Annotated in this window: 17 protein-coding genes and 1 riboswitch; of the genes, 5 read left to right on the top strand and 12 right to left on the bottom strand. The window is 48.8% G+C overall.

What is annotated here, in order from left to right:
* The 3 genes from R3177_RS06540 to R3177_RS06530 form a co-directional block, all read right to left on the bottom strand.
* Positions 1 to 1,058, bottom strand: a 1,058-nt coding sequence (locus R3177_RS06540) for a hypothetical protein (protein ID WP_318970238.1), incomplete at its 3' end; no start/stop codon positions are given.
* A gap of 189 nt (positions 1,059 to 1,247) precedes the next feature.
* Positions 1,248 to 2,945 carry a M28 family metallopeptidase gene (locus R3177_RS06535; RefSeq protein ID WP_318970237.1) on the bottom strand — a complete coding sequence of 566 codons (1,698 nt, stop codon included), beginning with the start codon at positions 2,943 to 2,945 and terminating at the stop codon, positions 1,248 to 1,250.
* 49 nt (positions 2,946 to 2,994) lie between these two features.
* Entirely contained in the window at positions 2,995 to 3,591 is a 597-nt protein-coding gene (locus R3177_RS06530; RefSeq protein ID WP_318970236.1) for a hypothetical protein, read from the bottom strand.
* A gap of 118 nt (positions 3,592 to 3,709) precedes the next feature.
* Between R3177_RS06530 and R3177_RS06525 the strand changes: the two genes are divergently transcribed.
* Both R3177_RS06525 and lysC read left to right on the top strand, forming a co-directional pair.
* Complete coding sequence (locus R3177_RS06525) at positions 3,710 to 3,982, top strand: DUF3081 family protein (protein WP_318970235.1); 273 nt, start codon at positions 3,710 to 3,712, stop codon at positions 3,980 to 3,982.
* Between the two features lie 164 nt (positions 3,983 to 4,146).
* Positions 4,147 to 4,320: riboswitch (Lysine riboswitch) on the top strand.
* A 93-nt stretch (positions 4,321 to 4,413) separates the two neighbouring features.
* Positions 4,414 to 5,763, top strand: coding sequence for a lysine-sensitive aspartokinase 3 (gene lysC / locus R3177_RS06520; protein WP_318970234.1), 1,350 nt, complete (start codon positions 4,414 to 4,416; stop codon positions 5,761 to 5,763).
* Between the two features lie 74 nt (positions 5,764 to 5,837).
* On the opposite strand, the gene R3177_RS06515 is transcribed toward lysC, so the two are convergent.
* Together R3177_RS06515 and queC are read right to left on the bottom strand one after the other, a co-directional pair.
* Positions 5,838 to 7,076, bottom strand: a complete 1,239-nt coding sequence (locus tag R3177_RS06515; protein WP_318970233.1) for a dicarboxylate/amino acid:cation symporter — start codon at positions 7,074 to 7,076, stop codon at positions 5,838 to 5,840.
* Positions 7,077 to 7,201: 125 nt separating this feature from the next.
* A complete protein-coding gene (queC, locus tag R3177_RS06510) occupies positions 7,202 to 7,858 on the bottom strand; it encodes a 7-cyano-7-deazaguanine synthase QueC (protein WP_318970232.1) in 657 nt (218 codons plus the stop codon).
* Positions 7,859 to 7,954: 96 nt separating this feature from the next.
* On the opposite strand from queC, the gene queE reads away from it, so the two are divergent.
* Positions 7,955 to 8,623, top strand: coding sequence for a 7-carboxy-7-deazaguanine synthase QueE (gene queE / locus R3177_RS06505; protein WP_318970231.1), 669 nt, complete (start codon positions 7,955 to 7,957; stop codon positions 8,621 to 8,623).
* A gap of 33 nt (positions 8,624 to 8,656) precedes the next feature.
* Here queE and R3177_RS06500 read toward each other — a convergent pair whose 3' ends face one another.
* Entirely contained in the window at positions 8,657 to 9,238 is a 582-nt protein-coding gene (locus tag R3177_RS06500) for an LON peptidase substrate-binding domain-containing protein (protein WP_318970230.1), read from the bottom strand.
* A gap of 170 nt (positions 9,239 to 9,408) precedes the next feature.
* On the opposite strand from R3177_RS06500, the gene R3177_RS06495 reads away from it, so the two are divergent.
* Positions 9,409 to 10,185 carry a transporter substrate-binding domain-containing protein gene (locus R3177_RS06495; protein WP_318970229.1) on the top strand — a complete coding sequence of 259 codons (777 nt, stop codon included), beginning with the start codon at positions 9,409 to 9,411 and terminating at the stop codon, positions 10,183 to 10,185.
* Between the two features lie 7 nt (positions 10,186 to 10,192).
* Here the strand turns inward: R3177_RS06495 and R3177_RS06490 are convergent, their stop codons facing one another.
* The 4 genes from R3177_RS06490 to R3177_RS06475 are packed head-to-tail and all read right to left on the bottom strand — an operon-like array spanning position 10,193 to position 13,058.
* A complete protein-coding gene (locus R3177_RS06490; RefSeq protein WP_413229074.1) occupies positions 10,193 to 10,633 on the bottom strand; it encodes a DUF2069 domain-containing protein in 441 nt (146 codons plus the stop codon).
* Positions 10,630 to 11,217 (bottom strand): NAD(P)H:quinone oxidoreductase, encoded by a 588-nt coding sequence (gene wrbA, locus R3177_RS06485; RefSeq protein ID WP_318970228.1) that lies wholly within the window; start codon positions 11,215 to 11,217, stop codon positions 10,630 to 10,632. The genes R3177_RS06490 and wrbA overlap by 4 nt, the downstream gene beginning before the upstream one ends.
* The gene (gene arsC / locus R3177_RS06480; RefSeq protein ID WP_318970227.1) at positions 11,217 to 11,564 is read right to left on the bottom strand and encodes an arsenate reductase (glutaredoxin); all 348 of its coding nucleotides are present in this window, start codon (positions 11,562 to 11,564) and stop codon (positions 11,217 to 11,219) included. The genes wrbA and arsC overlap by 1 nt, the downstream gene beginning before the upstream one ends.
* Before the next feature lie 45 nt (positions 11,565 to 11,609).
* Complete coding sequence (locus R3177_RS06475; protein ID WP_318970226.1) at positions 11,610 to 13,058, bottom strand: M48 family metalloprotease; 1,449 nt, start codon at positions 13,056 to 13,058, stop codon at positions 11,610 to 11,612.
* 252 nt (positions 13,059 to 13,310) lie between these two features.
* Between R3177_RS06475 and R3177_RS06470 the strand changes: the two genes are divergently transcribed.
* Positions 13,311 to 14,378, top strand: coding sequence for an AI-2E family transporter (locus R3177_RS06470; RefSeq protein ID WP_318970225.1), 1,068 nt, complete (start codon positions 13,311 to 13,313; stop codon positions 14,376 to 14,378).
* 9 nt (positions 14,379 to 14,387) lie between these two features.
* Here the strand turns inward: R3177_RS06470 and R3177_RS06465 are convergent, their stop codons facing one another.
* On the bottom strand, positions 14,388 to 16,409 hold the full coding sequence (locus R3177_RS06465; protein WP_318970224.1) for a TonB-dependent receptor family protein: 2,022 nt from the start codon (positions 16,407 to 16,409) through the stop codon (positions 14,388 to 14,390).
* A gap of 12 nt (positions 16,410 to 16,421) precedes the next feature.
* A partial coding sequence (locus R3177_RS06460; protein WP_318970223.1) for a PQQ-dependent sugar dehydrogenase occupies positions 16,422 to 17,163 on the bottom strand: 742 nt, incomplete at its 5' end.

The following is a 17,163-nucleotide window of genomic DNA, read 5'->3' as shown; positions in this document are numbered from 1 at the left end:
CGTTCAACACGCTGGTTCTTAAGGCGTAGCTCACCATTTAACTCGCCCTGAATTAGCCCGAGCGCTGGCAGATAAAATGGATCCGGCGCCCGGGCAATCAGCATCGCCTCAATATCATGGCTGCTGAATAAGCTACTCAGATCGCCATTCGCCGGTACTTGCCAATGTAACTTGCTGTAAAGTTGCACCGGTTGCTGAAACTGAGTCAGCCAGCTTGCTGGCAGGTTAACTCCCCATTTTTGTAGCACAGTCTGATTGGCAGAGGATGGCGGGGAGAGCGCTAACACAATCTCAGTTACTGCCTGTCCGCTTGCCGGGTTAAGTTGCTGCCTGATACTCACCCCAAGCTGGTTTTCCTGCTGTAGTGTTAATTGCAGGGCCGGCTCGGGTGCTGGCTGATATCTGGCATCAACGATAATATTTGCGGAGGCGGCGCTGGTGTCATTTAAAGAGCCGACAGAACCAAACTGGGGGCTTAGTGTCAGCCGGCTTTGCCAGTAAGCAGAATTGTCTGCTTCAGGCTGCCCGCTGACCGGGACACCTGGTGTGTCACTGCGAGTCTCTGTGCTTGCTGCCAGGGGCGGATTATCGTCATACTTCAGATAGCCGTTTACCATTAGCTGACACTGACCTGCAGGGCAGGGCAAGCGAAGCCGGGTATCGGTTAGCTGAATATGTTTTGGCAGCCAGTCTGGCAGGTGCCAGGTGGCGGGCAGCGTCAACGGGCTGTCTGCAGCAGTGGAGGATCCAGCGGGCTGATCAAGTGTTATATCAGCGGGGCCAAAGCTGATTTGTTGCAAAGCCGGCTTAAAAGCAGCTGGCCATTGCCACTTAAGCTCGACATTTTGCAACTCCACCTGGTGCCGGGCACCGTTTTGCTGCAACTGAAAACGCAGACTGGCTAGCGATGCGCTACGCACCGTTAATCTGCTGACGTCCAGCTGCAGATCACTGATCCCCGCGTCAGCAATTTGTTGCTGCAGATACCAGTAACCAAAGGCTGCTAATACCGGTAAACCGATAATGAATATCAGCAGAGCTTTTAAAAAACGCTTCATAGTATATCCAACGGAACCGGCCAGCTAAGTTATTCTTGGCCAACAATAATTGTAACTGTAGTTTAGTCTAACTGAATAAATTCTGAATTCACCAGTAAGTCGTTTCAGTCATGGCTCAGCGTTTTTGCCGCGAGCAAAAAAGGCAGCCCGGAGGCTGCCTTTGCTGACTGCATATAAAATGATGCTGGCTTACTGCCGGGCTGCGGCAGAAGCGTCGCGGATAGCCCGGAATTCGTTACCCTGATACCAGTTTGGCCATTGCCGGCTGTTTGCCAGTTCGTTGCCTACCCGGTAATACAGGAATAAATCCTGCTGGGCACCGCGTAAATCGAAATCATCGCGCCATTCATCCTGCACTTTATGATAGCAGCAGCGGTTAAATTCAGCGCGCTGGGCTGCGCCCCATTCAGCGCCATGCTGATAATGATCATTACCGCCTTTGGCGTACAGAATAGGTACGCCTTTTTTCGACAGATTAAAGTGATCAGAACGATAGGCAATACCGGCTTCCGGATTTGGCTCTTTTACAGCGTAGCGCCCCTGCTGCTCAGTATATTTCACCAGCAATTGTTCTACCTCCGTATTACCCAGGCCAACAATCACCATATCTTTCATCGGGCCATACACATTCATTACATCCATATTAATGGCAGCAACGGTTTTCTCCAGTGGAAAAACCGGATTAGCTGCATACCAGGCAGAACCCAGTAAGCCACGCTCTTCAGCAGTCACTAACGCAAATACCACCGAGCGCTCTGGCTGTGGCTGGCTGGCAAAATACTCAGCCAGGGCAATAACAGCGCCGGTGCCACTGGCATTATCCTGGGCACCATTAAATACTTTATTCTCCGGGTTGGAAAAATCCATGCCCAAATGATCCCAGTGAGCCATGTAAAGCACATATTCATCAGGATATTTACTGCCTTCAATGTAACCAATAACGTTGCTGGAGGTCAGTTCGCGCAGGTTATTATTTACAGTCACCGATGCTTTGGCATTGAGTGGTACCGGACTGAAATCCGGTTCAAGCGCCTTTCTATGCATCGTCGTCAGATCAGTGCCGGCATTGGCGAACAGTTTTTCAGCAGATTCAGTTGTTAACCAGCCTTCTACTTTTGCCCTGTCCATATTTTTATTTTCGTTAACCAGATCAAATTTGATCGGCGAGCCATGAGCCACTACGCCCCAGCCATAACTGGCAGGAGCAGTTTCATGAATGATCAGTGCCATCGCCGCGCCCTGTCGGGCCGCTTCTTCAAATTTATAAGTCCAGCGGCCGTAATAGGTCATGGCATTGCCATTAAACAATTCCGGATCTTGGGTAGCATAACCCGGGTCATTAACAAACATCACGACGGTTTTGCCTTTTACATCAAGACCTTCGTAATCGTTCCAGTTATATTCGGGCGCAACAATACCGTAACCGACAAAGACCATTTCGCTGTCTTCAACGGTTACCTGCTCGGTAACCCGGGTGGTCCAGGCAATCATCTCATCCCGATATTTAAAGCTCTCTGGCAGGTTTTCACCCGTTAATGTCATATCAGAGACTTGTTTCGGATCGATTTGTACCAGCGACACCGGCTGCTTATAGCTATCGCCGTCGATAGGTTTTAAGCCAATCCGGCGAAAATGTTCTTCCAGATAGGCTACAGTCAGCTCTTCGCCTTTCGTTGCCGGCGCGCGGCCCTGAAATTCATCTGAGGCCAGCGTTTTAATATATTCAGTTAAACGTGGGTTAAATTCAGTATCGACCAGTTCAGTGTTTGGTTCTGCGTCAGTCTGACTGTTGCTGGCAGGCTCTGCCGGCTGTTTGGAGCAGGCGCTGAGGGTCAGCGCGCCCGCCATGATCATAACAAGTGGTGAAAACTTTACAGACGTTTTCATAGTGGCTCCAGTTATTGAAGGTTGTTTATCGTTATATTAATTACAGTTTTTAGTCAGCATAGCCCCAGGGCACCGGTGGTAACGCCACCGTCTGGGTCAGGTCAAAATCAACCCGGAATTCGCGGCCTTCCCGGATAAGCCGGTAGCTGAATTTTTCCGGATAGATAAACATTTGCCAGATATTGGTATTTGACTGCGGAATACCGCGTTCGGTAAACAGCGCTTTTGAATATTGATCGGCAGGAAACGACTGGACGTTAGCCCAGCCCGCATCGAGTGTCTGACCGCCATACATGGTTTGCTCATCATGGCTGCCATCGGCATTACGGTGGTCATGCTTCAGGGTAAGGCCAGAGCCCGTTTTAGATATGATCCAGGTGCGGGAATGATTATCGCCGACATGAAACGGAATTTGCAGCTGACTATCGGTACATTTTCTGACGTGCATAATCAGCTCACCGTCAAACCCCGGGGCGGGTGGATTATCGATTGCAATCTTACCGGCGAAGGCTTTGCCGCACAGCGCTTTGATGTGATTAAAAAAAGCATCATGGGTCGCGATAGAAACCAGCGGTGCGTCCTGAACAATATTGGCGCTTGCGCCCAGGCTGACTAACAGCACAGCGGCAATCAGGGTCTTTTGCATTTTTTTCTCCTAATAAAACATCCGTACTATACCTGCATTGCGTAAACTCATCAAACCAATGGCTTTTAGCTGCTATGCTAATGCACGAACCTGACGACAGCGTTAAAACGGACTGATTATGCATAACGAACTTGATGGTAAATTACTTTTAAATGTTTACGCCAAAGTAGAAAAACATGGCAAATCTGTTGATACCGACCATGGTGCGGGCTTTACCCTGGACGGGCTGACTGTTAGTCAGGGCTTTGATGGTTACGAAGTGTATTTTCAGTCAGCCAAAGTCCAACTAACCCTGGGCTTTCACCATAAGTGGCACAGTGATGCCCAGAATGAGAAAGACATGGATGCCTTTATTGAACTGATTAAGCATATTAACAACCATTACAGTTAATTAAAGTGATTCCAGCTAAGGCACTATTCAGTTATAGCTGTTATCATGCTGTGCAAAATAACCGATGAAAAATCGGTAGACGTGCGCGAAGCTGATAGACGGCTAAAAGGCTATTGCTATCCGGCGGCTGACGAGGTAAAGTGGCCGCCGTCAATCATATCTGATAGACCAGAAGAGGCGCGTTAACCAGGTAACCCGTGACAGAAGACTATACTTCGCAGCGCGGGCGAGGGGGATTAACGCCGAGAAAGGACACGATATAGTGTGTGTGCTTTCGGTCGGGCAGGCTGAATCCTGCCGACTGTCACCTGTTTGTTCGGTGGAGAGCTTCTGGCCTTTGTTATCGATAGCAACGGTCTGTTAGTGTTGCCGTTTTGCTGCAATTAGCAAAAGCCATGCTCTGCTTATTTTATTTGTAAGGAGAGACACCCTTGTCCAATCTCATTATTGCCAAATTCGGTGGCACCAGTGTCGCTGATTTTGATGCCATGGTTCGTTGTGCTGATATTGTGCTGGCTAACGATGCCATTCGGGTCATCGTGGTCAGTGCCAGCTCTGGCGTGACCAATTTATTAGTTGAAATTACCAAAACCATTAATGTCACTGAGCGATATGACGCTTATGCCGGTATTGAAGCCATTACGCTGGCCGTCCTTAACCGGCTGGCTCAGCCCGAACAGGTTGCACAGTCGATTGAGTTATTACTCGGTGAATTAAAAGCCCTGATTGAAAATGGCGCAGCGGTATACAGCAGTGCTAATAAAGATTTAATTCAGTCATTTGGCGAGCGTCTAAGTTCGGCTTTGTTTAGTCAGGTATTGCGTGAGCGGGGCGCGGCTACCCACTGTTTCGATATCCGCCGGATTATGCGAACCGATAGCCGGTTTGGCCGGGCTGAGCCACAGATAAAACAGATTGCTGAGCTGGCTGAAGTTCATTTAGCACCGTTACTTAGTGAGCAGCGGATTGTTACCCAGGGCTTTATCGGCCAGGATGAGTTCGAACAGACAACCACGCTGGGGCGTGGCGGTTCTGATTACAGTGCGGCCCTGCTGGCAGAAGCGTTACAAGCGGATACCGTGCAAATCTGGACCGATGTCGTCGGAATTTTCACCACGGATCCCCGTTTAACCGAGCAGGCGCGTTGTATTGCTGAGATCAGCTTTGATGAAGCGGCTGAAATGGCCACTTTTGGCGCTAAAGTGCTGCATCCGGCCACGCTTATTCCGGCGATGCGGCGTAATATCGGCGTCTTTGTCGGCTCCAGCCGTGAGCCGGAAGCAGGCGGAACCTGGATTGCAAGAGAAGTTAAGCAGCGTCCGCCCTATCGGGCTATTGCCTTACGTAAATCACAAACCCTGATCACAGTAAAAAGCCCGGATATGCTGCATGCTGCCGGCTTTTTAGCCCGGGTGTTTGATATTTTAAGCCGTTATCAGATTTCAGTTGATTTAGTAACGACGTCTGAGATCAGCGTTGCGCTAACACTCGATGAAGGCGGCATGACCAGTGCTTTTAGTCATGCGATAGAGCCGGCACTACTTGAACTCAGAACCTTCTGTGAAGTCGTGGTGGAGCAGGGGTTAAGCCTGGTTGCAGTTATCGGCAACCATCTGCACAGCAGCAAGGGCATTACCGGTGAATTGTTTCAAACCCTTGAGCGGATTAATATGCGGTTGATTTGCCATGGTGCATCAAAACATAATCTGTGCTTTCTGGTGCAGGATGCCGATGCGCCGGGAGTGGTAAAACAGTTGCACTCACGTTTGTTCAGCGTTTAAGCAGCATTAGCAGCATTAGCAGCCTGAGGCGGTGAGACCGCACTCAGGCTGCGCTGTTGCAGCTAAGTTTACATTCAGCGGCTGACCGATGCAGGCTCAGCTGCCTCCGGCCCGGAGACTAAGCCTTCTGAGCGTCCCACTACTAACGCGACCATGGTATCGCCAGTGACATTAGTGGCGGTGCGCATCATATCGATGATTCTGTCTACCGCTGCAATAAAGGCGATCCCTTCAAGCGGTAACCCGACAACACTTAAGGTAACTGTTAACATGACCATGGCAGTACCAGGGACGCCTGCGGTACCAAGCGAGGCCAGCGTAGCAGTGCCGGCAATCAGAACATAATCAACAGTATCGAGCGGAATACCATATATATGGGCAATAAAAATCGCAGCAATGGCCGGAAAAATACCGCCGCAACCATCCATATTAATCGTGGCTCCCAGCGGCAGCACAAAACTGGCATAGCTTTTTGATACTCTCAGATCTTCTGTTACCACTTTGTAACTGACTGGCAGGGTACCGTAACTGCTGGCGCTGCTGTAAGCCACCAGTTGCGCAGGCAAGATGGCTTTAAAAAATGCCCGCATACCGATACCACCAAACAGTTTAACCATACCGCCATAGACCAGTACGATATGAATAATGCACGCCAGATAAACTGCAGCAATAAACTTGGCTAACGGGAGCAGGGTAGCCAAACCAAAACTGCCGACCGCCCAGGCCATAAGACCAAAAACCCCGATTGGGGTTAACTGCATTACCATACGGGTGATTTGAAACATAATCTCTGCGCCGCTTTGCACGACCTTTTTCATTGGCTCCGCTTTTTCACCAATCGCATTAATGGCGATGCCGACCAGACTGGCAAACACGATAATCTGCAGGACATTACCGTTGACCAGCGCAGCAACCGGATTGGTCGGAATAAGATTAGTAATCACCTCAGCCACTGGCGGAATAGTGCGCTCACGCACCTCGCTGGCAGTCAGTTGCAGGGCGTCACCCCAGTTCATGAAACTGCCGATGGTCAAGCCAATTAAACTGGCTATCAGCGCGGTAAATAAAAACAAACCAATGGTTTTAGCGGCCAGCCGGCCCATTTTCTGGTTATCGGCAAGCGAGGTGATACTGGTAATAAGCGCAAAAAACACCAGTGGCACTACCAGCATTCTGATGGCATTTATAAACAGCGTACCCAGGGGTTTTAATGCGGTGGCGGTTTCACCCAGTACAACGCCTGCGAGCACTCCCAACACCAAACCACCGAGCACCCGTTGCCAGAACGGAATTGCAAACCAGAATGTGAACATTATTTACCACCAGAGAATAGTTGGTACAGCCAGTAAAAAGTTAAGCCATTATAAAGCCAACAAAAGCAGCCACAAGGCCGCTTTTCTATATGTTATAACGCCTGGTTCTGGATCAGTTAAAATACTTATTCATAAGCCAGTGGATCGGTAGCATGATTCAGACTGAAAGCCTCTAAGCGCTCCTGACAGGACCCACATTTACCACAGGCTTTAGTGCGGCCGTTATAACAGGTCCAGGTTTTGCTGTAATCAAGCCCCATTGCCAGGCCGTCGGCTAAAATTTCAATTTTCGTCTGAAACAGGTAGGGGCTGATAATATCCACCGGTTGGTAATTGGCTATCTGGCAAACATCATTCATTTTCTGGACGAATTCCGGCCGGCAATCCGGATAGATAAAGTGATCACCTGAATGTGCACCATAATACACAGCGCGGGCACCAATTGAGTCGGCGTAGCCGACAGCCAGAGATAACAAAATCATATTGCGGTTAGGCACCACGGTCGACTTCATATTGTCGGCGGCATAATGGCCTTCCGGTACATCGATGTCACTGGTGAGCGATGAGCCACTGATGAGTTGGTTAATAGCTGAAATATCTACAATTTTATGATTAATATTTAACTCTTTGCATACATCGGCGGCGCATATCAGCTCTTTGACATGGCGCTGACCATAGTTAAATGATAGGGCGTAAACATCATGACCAGCGGCGATGGCTTTATGCAGGACAGTAAATGAATCCATACCACCAGAATAAATAACCACAACTTTTTGGCTCATCTCTGTCTCTCTCTGTATAATAGCGGGCAAACTGGCCGCGCATTGTACTTGAACATCGCTGTCAGATCACCTGCTTGTCTTAAAGGAAACCGCGGCTTGTTGTATAAGGTTAACGAAATTTTTGAAACCATTCAGGGCGAGGGCAGCTATACCGGGGTGCCTTCTATTTTTATCCGGTTACAGGGCTGTCCGGTCGGTTGTGCCTGGTGTGACACTAAACATACCTGGACGGTTAACCCTGATTTGCAGGTTGCGCCAGCTACCCTGATGAGCAAATCGGCAGAGACCGAACAATGGGCAACATTCACTGCTGAGCAACTCCTGCTGTTATTCCGGGAAAAGGGCTATCAGGCGAAACATGTGGTGATCACGGGCGGCGAGCCATGCATGTATGATTTAAATCCGCTTTGCAACACGCTGCATAATGCCGGCTACCAGACGCAGATTGAAACCAGCGGCACTTTCGATATTCAGGTTCCTGCTAAGAGCTGGGTTACCGTTTCACCAAAAATAAATATGAAGGGCGGTTATAAGGTATTGCAAAGTGCGCTGGACCGCTCTGATGAGATTAAGCATCCGGTGGCGATGGACAAACACATTGAGCAGTTACAACAGCTACTGGCGCAGACTGATGTCAGCAACAAGCTGATTTATCTGCAGCCCATTAGTCAACAGGCAAAAGCAACGGCATTGGCAATTGCCTACTGTAAAAAATATAACTGGCGGCTAAGTGTTCAAGTGCACAAGTATCTGGGCATTGAGTAGTAAGCTGTCTCAGCTTACTGGCGAAGGGCTGGCTTAAGCGTTATGTTCAAGCCAGTTTTGTAGGCTCTCCAGACAGGTTAGCGGGTCATGCTCGGCAGATAGCTTTTGCTTTAATCCGGGTTGCATTGGCATCAGCTCCAGCCAGCGTGATGCCAGCCAGCTGGCATTGTCGAGTTCTGGTTGCGGGTACAGTTGTTGCAGCTGAGGGTAAGCGGCGAGCAATTGCAGCAAAGAGCTGGCTAAATCACTGTATCGCTCGCTGAGTCTGATCGCGGGCCAGCTGCGCAGTTCGGTAACCTGTGCCACATTTAACCCATCGTCTTCCTGCCATCGGTTGGTAATTTCCACCCGCGTAACCCCGCGAACGGTAATACCCAGTAAACCTTCGGGTAGCTGCTCAAAGTCATCAATAACCGCTTCAGTTGCCAGGGGCAGGATCCGGTCACGGTGTTGCCGGGTAACAAACGGGTTCAGCAATGCCATTGCAAAGCTACGTTTACCGAGGCTGGCGTCTTTTACCAGCCGTACATATCGCTTTTCAAATACCCGTAGCCGCATTTTACCGCCAGGTAAAATAAAGCTGCTTAATGGAAATAATGCTAGTTGTTTACTCATACTGCCATTCAATGTATGTGAGTTATCAATCATGTTTTAGTTACGGTGGCTGATGGTTATCAGATCGGAAGCTGACGAAGTTTTCTGTATGGTACGGTGCTGGCTATTTTAACAAAGCGTGTTAGATTAAATGAGTAAGCCATAATCGGAGCGAATGCTCAGAGGTAGTAATGGTAAAGATGTTACGACAAGGTTTCGGGCGGCTCTGCCTGCTCTTTGTTATTACCAGCACCGCTGCGGCCAGTGAAATAACAATGTTGCGGGCGGTGGTCAGCGACAGTAATACCCCACCTTATGCCATTTTTGATGAGTCTGGCGCGCTCAGCGCGGGCTTAAGTAAAGATATTCTGGATGCCCTGTCACAGGTTAGTCAGCTAAATATACAGTACCTCGACTTACCCAGAGCACGGATAGAAAGCTGGCTTGAAACAGGGCAGGCAGATATTGCCTGTTTTCTTAACCCGGATTGGGTGGCAGAACCCTCGCTTTATCTATGGAGCCCGCCACTGTTTGCCACCCAGCAATTGTTTATACGCCGTGCAGATAGCCCACCGATAAAAGGTTTAGCAGATTTAGCCGGTAAAAGAGTAGGGACGACCCGGGGCTTCACTTACCCGGAACTTGAACAGGTATTCGCCTTGGGTGATGTGATCCGTGACGACGCCAACTCATTGCAGCGCAATTTGAAGAGGCTGGAGCAAGGGCGACTTGATGTCGTAATGAGTGTTGACCTGTCGTATTATTTTTTTATAAATAACGGCGGCCCGGGACATTTTAATGCCGATCCTATCTGGTCGACACCTCCCTCTGTGTACTGTGCTATTAGCCGCTTCCACCCTGAGCTTGCTGTCAGGCTGATCGCAGGACTGAATACTTTGCTGGAAAGCAAATTTATCAGCCGGCAGCTTCGTCGTTATCTTGGTGAAACAGCCGGACTAGTAAACTAAATGGCAGTTAACGCCTGGGGTCATCTTTCAGCTTCGGAATTTTCAGTCCCAGCTCAATACCGCGATACCTTGCGTAGTAGGTGCAGCCAATAAACATTACTGAAGCAAACACCAGTTCAATACCCGCCAATAACTGATAGGTGCCTGAGCTAACCCACAAGTTGGTTAAACTGTGCAGAAAGTAAATCATGACAATAAAATTAGCCCAGGCGAAAGTATAGGCCTGACCTTTAACTATGCCATACATCGGCAACCATAATGGCAACCATAGTAAGGCAGTACTGATTAACTTATTTCCTGTTATCTCACTGGCATCACCATAGCTGGCGGGAGCAAGCCATAAAAGCCACAGCGGAATAAGTAACCATAAACCCCAGTAACCAATCCGGGCCAGCCTCAGATATCTTCTGGTACGTGGCGCCATGGCCACCTTTGTAGTGTCGTTCATTGTTTATCAAAGCCTGCAGATTTCAGTGATATGCTCAGTTGAGCCAGTCTTTTGCCAAATGCGACTGCCAACCGTTGTTCATCCACGCTCAACTTAGGATTGCCCTGCAATCCACTGACATGCGTAGGCCCATACGGTGTGCCGCCGCTTTGGGTATTGTGTAATTCAGGTTCGGCGTAGGGTATCCCCATCAACACCATACCATGATGCAGCAAAGGCAGCATCATACTGAGTAAATTTGCTTCATTACCACCATGCATACTACCAGATGACGTAAACACCCCGGCAGCTTTGTTGATTAATTCACCTTTTAGCCAGATGTCGCTGGTGTCGTCCCAGAATGCTTTGGCTTCTGCTGCCATGTTACCAAATCGCACGGGGCTGCCAAATGCCAGGCCATCGCAGCGGCTTAGATCATTTTTGCTGACGCAGGGGTGACGTTCAGGCTGGCTTGTGTTAAAGCCAGCTATACTGCGAATAACTGCAGTAGCACCAGCCTGGGTTATGCCAATGGCAATTTTCTCTGCCAGTGCGACGACACTGCCATGCCTGGAGTAATAAAGTACCAGTACCTGGGCACTCATCAGAGAATCGCGCTTACATTACTTAACGGCCGGCCAATTGCGGCCCGTTCACCGTTAATAACAATGGGACGCTCAATAAGTTTTGGATACTCACTCATCGCTTTAATCAGTTGTTGCTCAGAAAGCTGAGGGTTATCTAATTGCAGCCGGCTATAGTCGGCTTCAGAGGTGCGAAGCAGGGCACGTGCCGGTATGTTCAGTTTAGCCAGAATCGCCGTTAGCTCTGCTGCAGTGGGTGGAGTTTTCAGGTACTCTACAATATTGAGCGGCTCATCGCTGTGCTGTTGTAGCAACGCCAATGCTTCGCGGCTTTTTGAGCAGCGGGGATTGTGATAAATGGTAATCATAGGGTTCCCGTAAATATTAAACCTGATTAAGCCAGCTGTTGCTGACTACATTTTTCTGAGCCGGTCGAATTCAGCCTGCAATTGCTGCTTTTTTGCTTCGACCCGTCTATTCTCCAGACGTGAATTTTCTCCGATATGATTTAGCGCTTCATTCAGATCATCAATCGCTTTCGGATAATTCGCCAGCTGATAATATAAATCAGCCCGTGCTTCGTAATATTTTGGGTAATCTTCCAGCTTTTTGTAGGCTTCTGATAACAGATCATAAGCGAGAATATTGTCGCTTTTGTAGTACAGTAAGTTGCGTAGCAGATGAACAGCCAGCCGATAGCTGCCGGCTTTTACCGCAACGTTGGCATAATTGACGGTGACAACCTGATTGTTCGGCCTTATCAGATATTCTTGTTCCAGCATTTCAAGTGCCTGGGTGAAAAGGTTCTGCCCAAGCAGAATATCTGTAAAAACATCAACATAATATAAATTATGCGGATCTTGCTGCAGTAAGTCTTCAATGATTTTCTGGGCTTCAGCAAACTGGCTATTATCCAGTTTAGCAATCGCCAGACCGTAAAGGTTGGCTTTGGTGTTGCCACCGGGTTGGCTCAACCGTTGTTCAAATATGGCTATGGTTTCCTCAACCGGGTAGTGATATCGCGCCAATACCCGGGTTTTAGTCAAAATATAATCCTGGCTGTCCGGCACATAGCGTTTAGTAAACTGCTCAGCTCTGAGCCGGGTATCGCTTACCCTGGCTTGAGACAGCGGGTGCGTTTGTAAAAAAGCCAGTTGCTGATTAACAAAACGGCTTTGCTGAGTCAGTTTGTAAAAAAATTCCGGCACAGCATAAGGGTCAAAACCAGAGTCAGCCAGGATTTTCATCCCAATCCTGTCTGCTTCCTGCTCGTTGCCCCGGGTGAAATTTATTGCGCTTTGCTGAGCTGCGCCCTGCGTAGCCATCATCGCCGCCATGCCCGCTTCCGGGTTAACTGTCGCTAATACGATGGCACCCAGCATCGCGGCCAGTGACATCGGTGCACGTTGGTTCTGAGCTTCAACAAAACGGGCAATATGCCGTTGCGTGACATGGGCAATTTCATGAGCGATAACAGAGGCAAATTCACTTTCAGATTCTGATATTGCCAGGGTACCGGTATGTGATGCAATATTGCCCCCGAGGGTGGCAAAGGCATTAATATGCTTGTTATTAACCCAATAAAACTTAAAGGGAAATTTAACATCGTTAGCGCGGGCAACCAGACGGTTTCCCAAATCGTTGAGATACTCGTCGAGTAGTGGGTCATAGACCATCGGTAAACTGCCACGGGTCTGGCGCATTAATACATCGCCGAGCTGTTTTTCTTTTTCGGGGGTAATGGTGGAAAAAGCATTACCACCAATGTCAGGCAATCCTGACTGGGCCTGCACAGGACCAAGTGTCAGGCTGAAACTGATAAGGCAAGCGACTAAACCCTGCTGTGCTGCTTTATATAACATACTGCCCCGATAATTATGTCGGATATTGACGTCAACTGGAATATTGGTCTGTATTTTACCGTTTTAGTTCAATAGCAAACGCGTCACTACTGCTGAGAATCAGACTGAGTTTTGCTAACCAGTCGCGTTTTCAGAAACCGGGATAATTTAGCATAATCTGGCAGTACGCTAACAGAATTAGCGACAAAATTTATGTTGAGTCAGGTATACTTAGGTAATAAGTGTTAATGGATTAAGGGTTGGAGCGGCGTTATGCTGGACTGGTTAAAAAAGTGGTATGCCAATAAATTTTCAGACCCTCAGGTAGTAACGTTATTTTTAACACTATTGCTGGGTTTTCTGGCCATATACTGGCTGAGTGGCATGCTGGGGCCCGTTTTGGTTGCTATTGCTTTTGCCTATCTGCTGGAATGGCCGGTTGCCCGTTTAACTCTGTTTGGACTTAGCCGGACCATTAGCACCAGTGTGGTCGTGGTGACTTTTATTTCTGTTATCACCTTGATAATTATGTCAATAATTCCAGCAGCCTGGGCTCAGGGGCGCAATCTGGCACGAGATTTACCCAGTATGATTGAATCCGGGAAAAGTTATTTACTTGAGTTACCCACGATGTTTCCCGGAGTCGTCAGTGGCGATCAGATCAGTTTGATGATCCAGACGGCAGATGATCGTTTGATGACGTTCAGCCGGGAAATTCTTTCTTTGTCGCTGGCCTCGATTTTTGATGTGGTGGCCGTGCTGATTTATCTCGTTCTGGTGCCGGTAATGGTATTCTTTATGTTAAAGGATAAAGAGTCGTTAAGTGCCAGCTTTGTCGAGTTACTGCCGACAGAACGTAAACTGATTAGTCAGGTCTGGCATGAAATGAACGGTCAGATAATGAATTATATCCGGGGAAAAATTCTGGAAATCCTGATTGTTGGCGCAGTCAGTTTTGTTGTGTTCAGCTTGTTTGATTTGAACTATGCCTTGCTGCTGGCAGTGTGTGTCGGTTTTTCTGTGCTGGTTCCTTATATCGGCGCCGCGCTGGCAACCTTGCCTATTGCCTTGGTTGCTTTGTTTCAATGGGGACTGACCGCCGAGTTCGGTTATCTGATGCTGGCTTACGCGATCATTCAGGCATTGGATGGTAATGTACTGGTACCATTATTGTTTTCTGAGGTCGTCGATCTTAATCCGGTATTTATTATTATCGCAGTGCTGTTCTTTGGAGGCTTGTTCGGATTCTGGGGTATCTTCTTTGCTATCCCACTGGCATCGCTGGTCAAAGCAACGATAAAAGCCTGGTCCAGCAGGGTTCATCCGCAGATGAACCCTTAGCCCTGTTTATTACCAGCGATAACTGACCGCAATGCCAGCGGCTAACTCCCGACCCGCGGCAGGTTCGAAGGACCTGCCGTTAGCCTGATTGACTACGACGGCACCGACATAGTCTTTATCTGTGAGATTACTAAGGCTCAGCCACTGCTTAAAGTACCATTGCTGATACTGTTGTTCGCTGTTAATGATAGTACTGAAATAAACCGCGGCCGGTGCGGCGTTGCTGTTTTCATCATCGGTATACACCTTACTGCGGTAATGGCTTTGCAGTATGACCTGCAACGGCACTGCCATTTTCGGGGTAAAATATAACTGCCAGTGTAATTCTGTGCCGGCAACCCCCGGCAACTGATTGCCATCGTTAAGATCATCGTCAAACTCTGCGCTCAGCCGGTGGCCGGACAATTCAGAGCGCCATTGTGCAGTCAGTTGATAATGCCACTGAAACTCAAGTCCGAGTCGGCGAGTTTTACTGGCATTGGCAAAGCTGGTGCGACCGCCAACACTGTTCTGGGCGATAATTTCATTGGTTGTTGCGATATTAAATAAGCTGAAACTGGCCCGTTGCCGACTGTCCTGCCACTTCAGGCCGGTTTCCCATTGCTTATTGGTGCTGGCTGAAAGTTGCAAGTTAATACCACTGTCAACCGGGTTGTAGGCCAGCTCAGCCAGGGTAGGGGTTTCAAAACCCTTACCTGCACTGGCAAACCAGGCAAGATTTGGATTTAACTGATGATTTACGCCGAGGGCGAAAGCCTGTTGATAGTAATTGCGCTGGCCACTGTCATCCGGGTTTTCACCCTGAACAAAATAGTCTGTTATCTGATAGGCTAAATCAGTATAACGCCAACCACCATGCACGATAGTATCAGGATTAGCCTGATAGTTCAGTCTGATAAAGCCATCAAGGTTACTGGCCGAATTTTCCTCATCGCGGCGTAAGTCGCCACGCTGGCCAAAATTATTTATGTAGCCAAAGCGCCTGTCATCAGTATTTACTGCACTGCCGCCGATAACGGTACTGAGATTATGCTGCAAGTTGAACTGATACTGACCTTTCACGCCGTAATATTGCCGGTTAAGTAAAATCTCGCCACCAGCGGAAGTGATTGCTGAACCCGGAAACGCCAATCGCTGATTAATAGCCCGTTCGCCCTGCCAAATACTGAGCCGGAAGGGATTAATGCCTTCATCAGTTAAGCTGATACTGGTTTGCCGTTGATGTACGGTTTTCTCGGTATCAAAGGTGCTGGCGGCGGAAATTGTCTGCTCTGGATTTTCACGCCACTGAGCCGGGCTTAAACTGAGTGGATCCTGCAGGTACGGATCATATGCCCAGTCGTAACGCAGGTGTAACTGCATCGTGTCTGTTAAATGGCGCTGCCAGTTTAATTGCAACTGGTCTTTGGCCGCCGCTGAGTGTGGCCGGTAGCCCGCCGTTTTAAACTGCTTTGCTGCCAGTTGCAGCCGGTGTTTATCATTACCCAGGGCAAGATTTATTTGCTGCTGCTGGTGCTGCTCGCTCAGCGCGACCTGGCCTGTCAGCTCGTTTTGATGATATTGCCTGCTGGTAAGCGAGATCACGGCGCCCGCCCCGTTGCCATATAACACGGCCAAAGGCCCGCGCAGTACTTCCACACTGGCTATATTGTCAAGCAGCACACTGCCAAGCTGGCCCTGACCATCTGGCGCACTGAGTGGAATGCCATCTTGTTCTAAATAGATGCCCCGGATGCCAAAAGGACTGCGACTGCCGAAGCCGCGGACACTTAACCGGGTATCCTGGGCAAAATTGGCCCGGCTGTCTGCTTGCAGGCCGGCTATACCCTGCATTAACTGCGCACTGTCGAATAATAATCCTGATTGCGCTGGCCAGTTGATATCAACACTGGCCGGGCTTTGTAACCAGTTCTGGGCACTGCTGGTGGCACTGACCACAATAATTTCAACTGAATCATCAGCAAAGCTGCTACCGGCAAGAAAAATACCCGCCAGCGAACTGGCGGTTAGTACTGATTTAAAACGAAACAATAGGCTATTCCTCTATTTTTTTGGTGTTAAACGCAAAATCTGACCATTTTTCTGATCTGTCAGCAGATAAACTGCACCATCCGGGCCCTGGCGAACATCACGAATGCGCTGCCCAATCATGATCCGTTCTTCATCAATCACTTTTTCGCCATCAAGCTCAAGTCTGACAAGCTGACCAAATTTAAGTGAGCCTATCAGTAAATCCTGCTGCCACGCTTTAAAAAGTTCACCGGTATAAAACGTCATACCACTTGGTGCAATTGATGGCACCCAGTAGTGAAGCGGTTGTTGCATTCCATCCTGACTGGTTTTACCAATTTTACCGCCACCATATTCTTCACCATAAGTAATGGTGGGCCAGCCATAATTATGGTCGGCACGGCTGATGTTTATTTCATCGCCTCCCTGTGGACCGTGCTCATGGGTCCAGAGCTGACCGGTTTGCGGATGCATAGCCGCGCCCTGAATATTGCGATGGCCATATGACCAGATGTCAGCAAGGGCGTTATCGCGCGTAAGGTAGGGGTTCCCAGCAGCAGGACTACCGTCAGTTGTTATTCGTACTACCTTACCATGGTGAGTATCGAATGTTTGGGCTTCTGCCCGGCGTTGACCACGATCACCAAGCGTGATAAATAAATCCCCGTTTTGTGCAAAAACCAACCGGCCACCGAAATGATGCCGGCTTTCAAATTTAGGCTGGGCGCTGAAAATCACCTGAACATCATCAAGGCGGTTGTTATTGAGCGTCGCT

The sequence above is a fragment of the Arsukibacterium sp. genome (genome assembly GCF_033722355.1).
Classification (GTDB): Bacteria; Pseudomonadota; Gammaproteobacteria; order Enterobacterales; family Alteromonadaceae; genus Alishewanella.
Note: the sequence above shows the minus strand (reverse complement) of the source record. Positions and strands in the feature narration are given on the sequence as shown.

Bases quoted from the DNA above. Each gene is read 5' to 3' on its own strand.
- R3177_RS06535 (WP_318970237.1), bottom strand. From the start codon at position 2,945: ATGAAAACGTCTGTAAAGTTTTCACCACTTGTTATGATCATGGCGGGC.
- R3177_RS06530 (WP_318970236.1), bottom strand. From the start codon at position 3,591: ATGCAAAAGACCCTGATTGCCGCTGTGCTGTTAGTCAGCCTGGGCGCA.
- R3177_RS06525 (WP_318970235.1), top strand. From the start codon at position 3,710: ATGCATAACGAACTTGATGGTAAATTACTTTTAAATGTTTACGCCAAA.
- R3177_RS06515 (WP_318970233.1), bottom strand. From the start codon at position 7,076: ATGTTCACATTCTGGTTTGCAATTCCGTTCTGGCAACGGGTGCTCGGT.
- queC (WP_318970232.1), bottom strand. From the start codon at position 7,858: ATGAGCCAAAAAGTTGTGGTTATTTATTCTGGTGGTATGGATTCATTT.
- R3177_RS06500 (WP_318970230.1), bottom strand. From the start codon at position 9,238: ATGAGTAAACAACTAGCATTATTTCCATTAAGCAGCTTTATTTTACCT.
- R3177_RS06495 (WP_318970229.1), top strand. From the start codon at position 9,409: ATGGTAAAGATGTTACGACAAGGTTTCGGGCGGCTCTGCCTGCTCTTT.
- R3177_RS06490 (WP_413229074.1), bottom strand. From the start codon at position 10,633: ATGAACGACACTACAAAGGTGGCCATGGCGCCACGTACCAGAAGATAT.
- wrbA (WP_318970228.1), bottom strand. From the start codon at position 11,217: ATGAGTGCCCAGGTACTGGTACTTTATTACTCCAGGCATGGCAGTGTC.
- arsC (WP_318970227.1), bottom strand. From the start codon at position 11,564: ATGATTACCATTTATCACAATCCCCGCTGCTCAAAAAGCCGCGAAGCA.
- R3177_RS06475 (WP_318970226.1), bottom strand. From the start codon at position 13,058: ATGTTATATAAAGCAGCACAGCAGGGTTTAGTCGCTTGCCTTATCAGT.
- R3177_RS06470 (WP_318970225.1), top strand. From the start codon at position 13,311: ATGCTGGACTGGTTAAAAAAGTGGTATGCCAATAAATTTTCAGACCCT.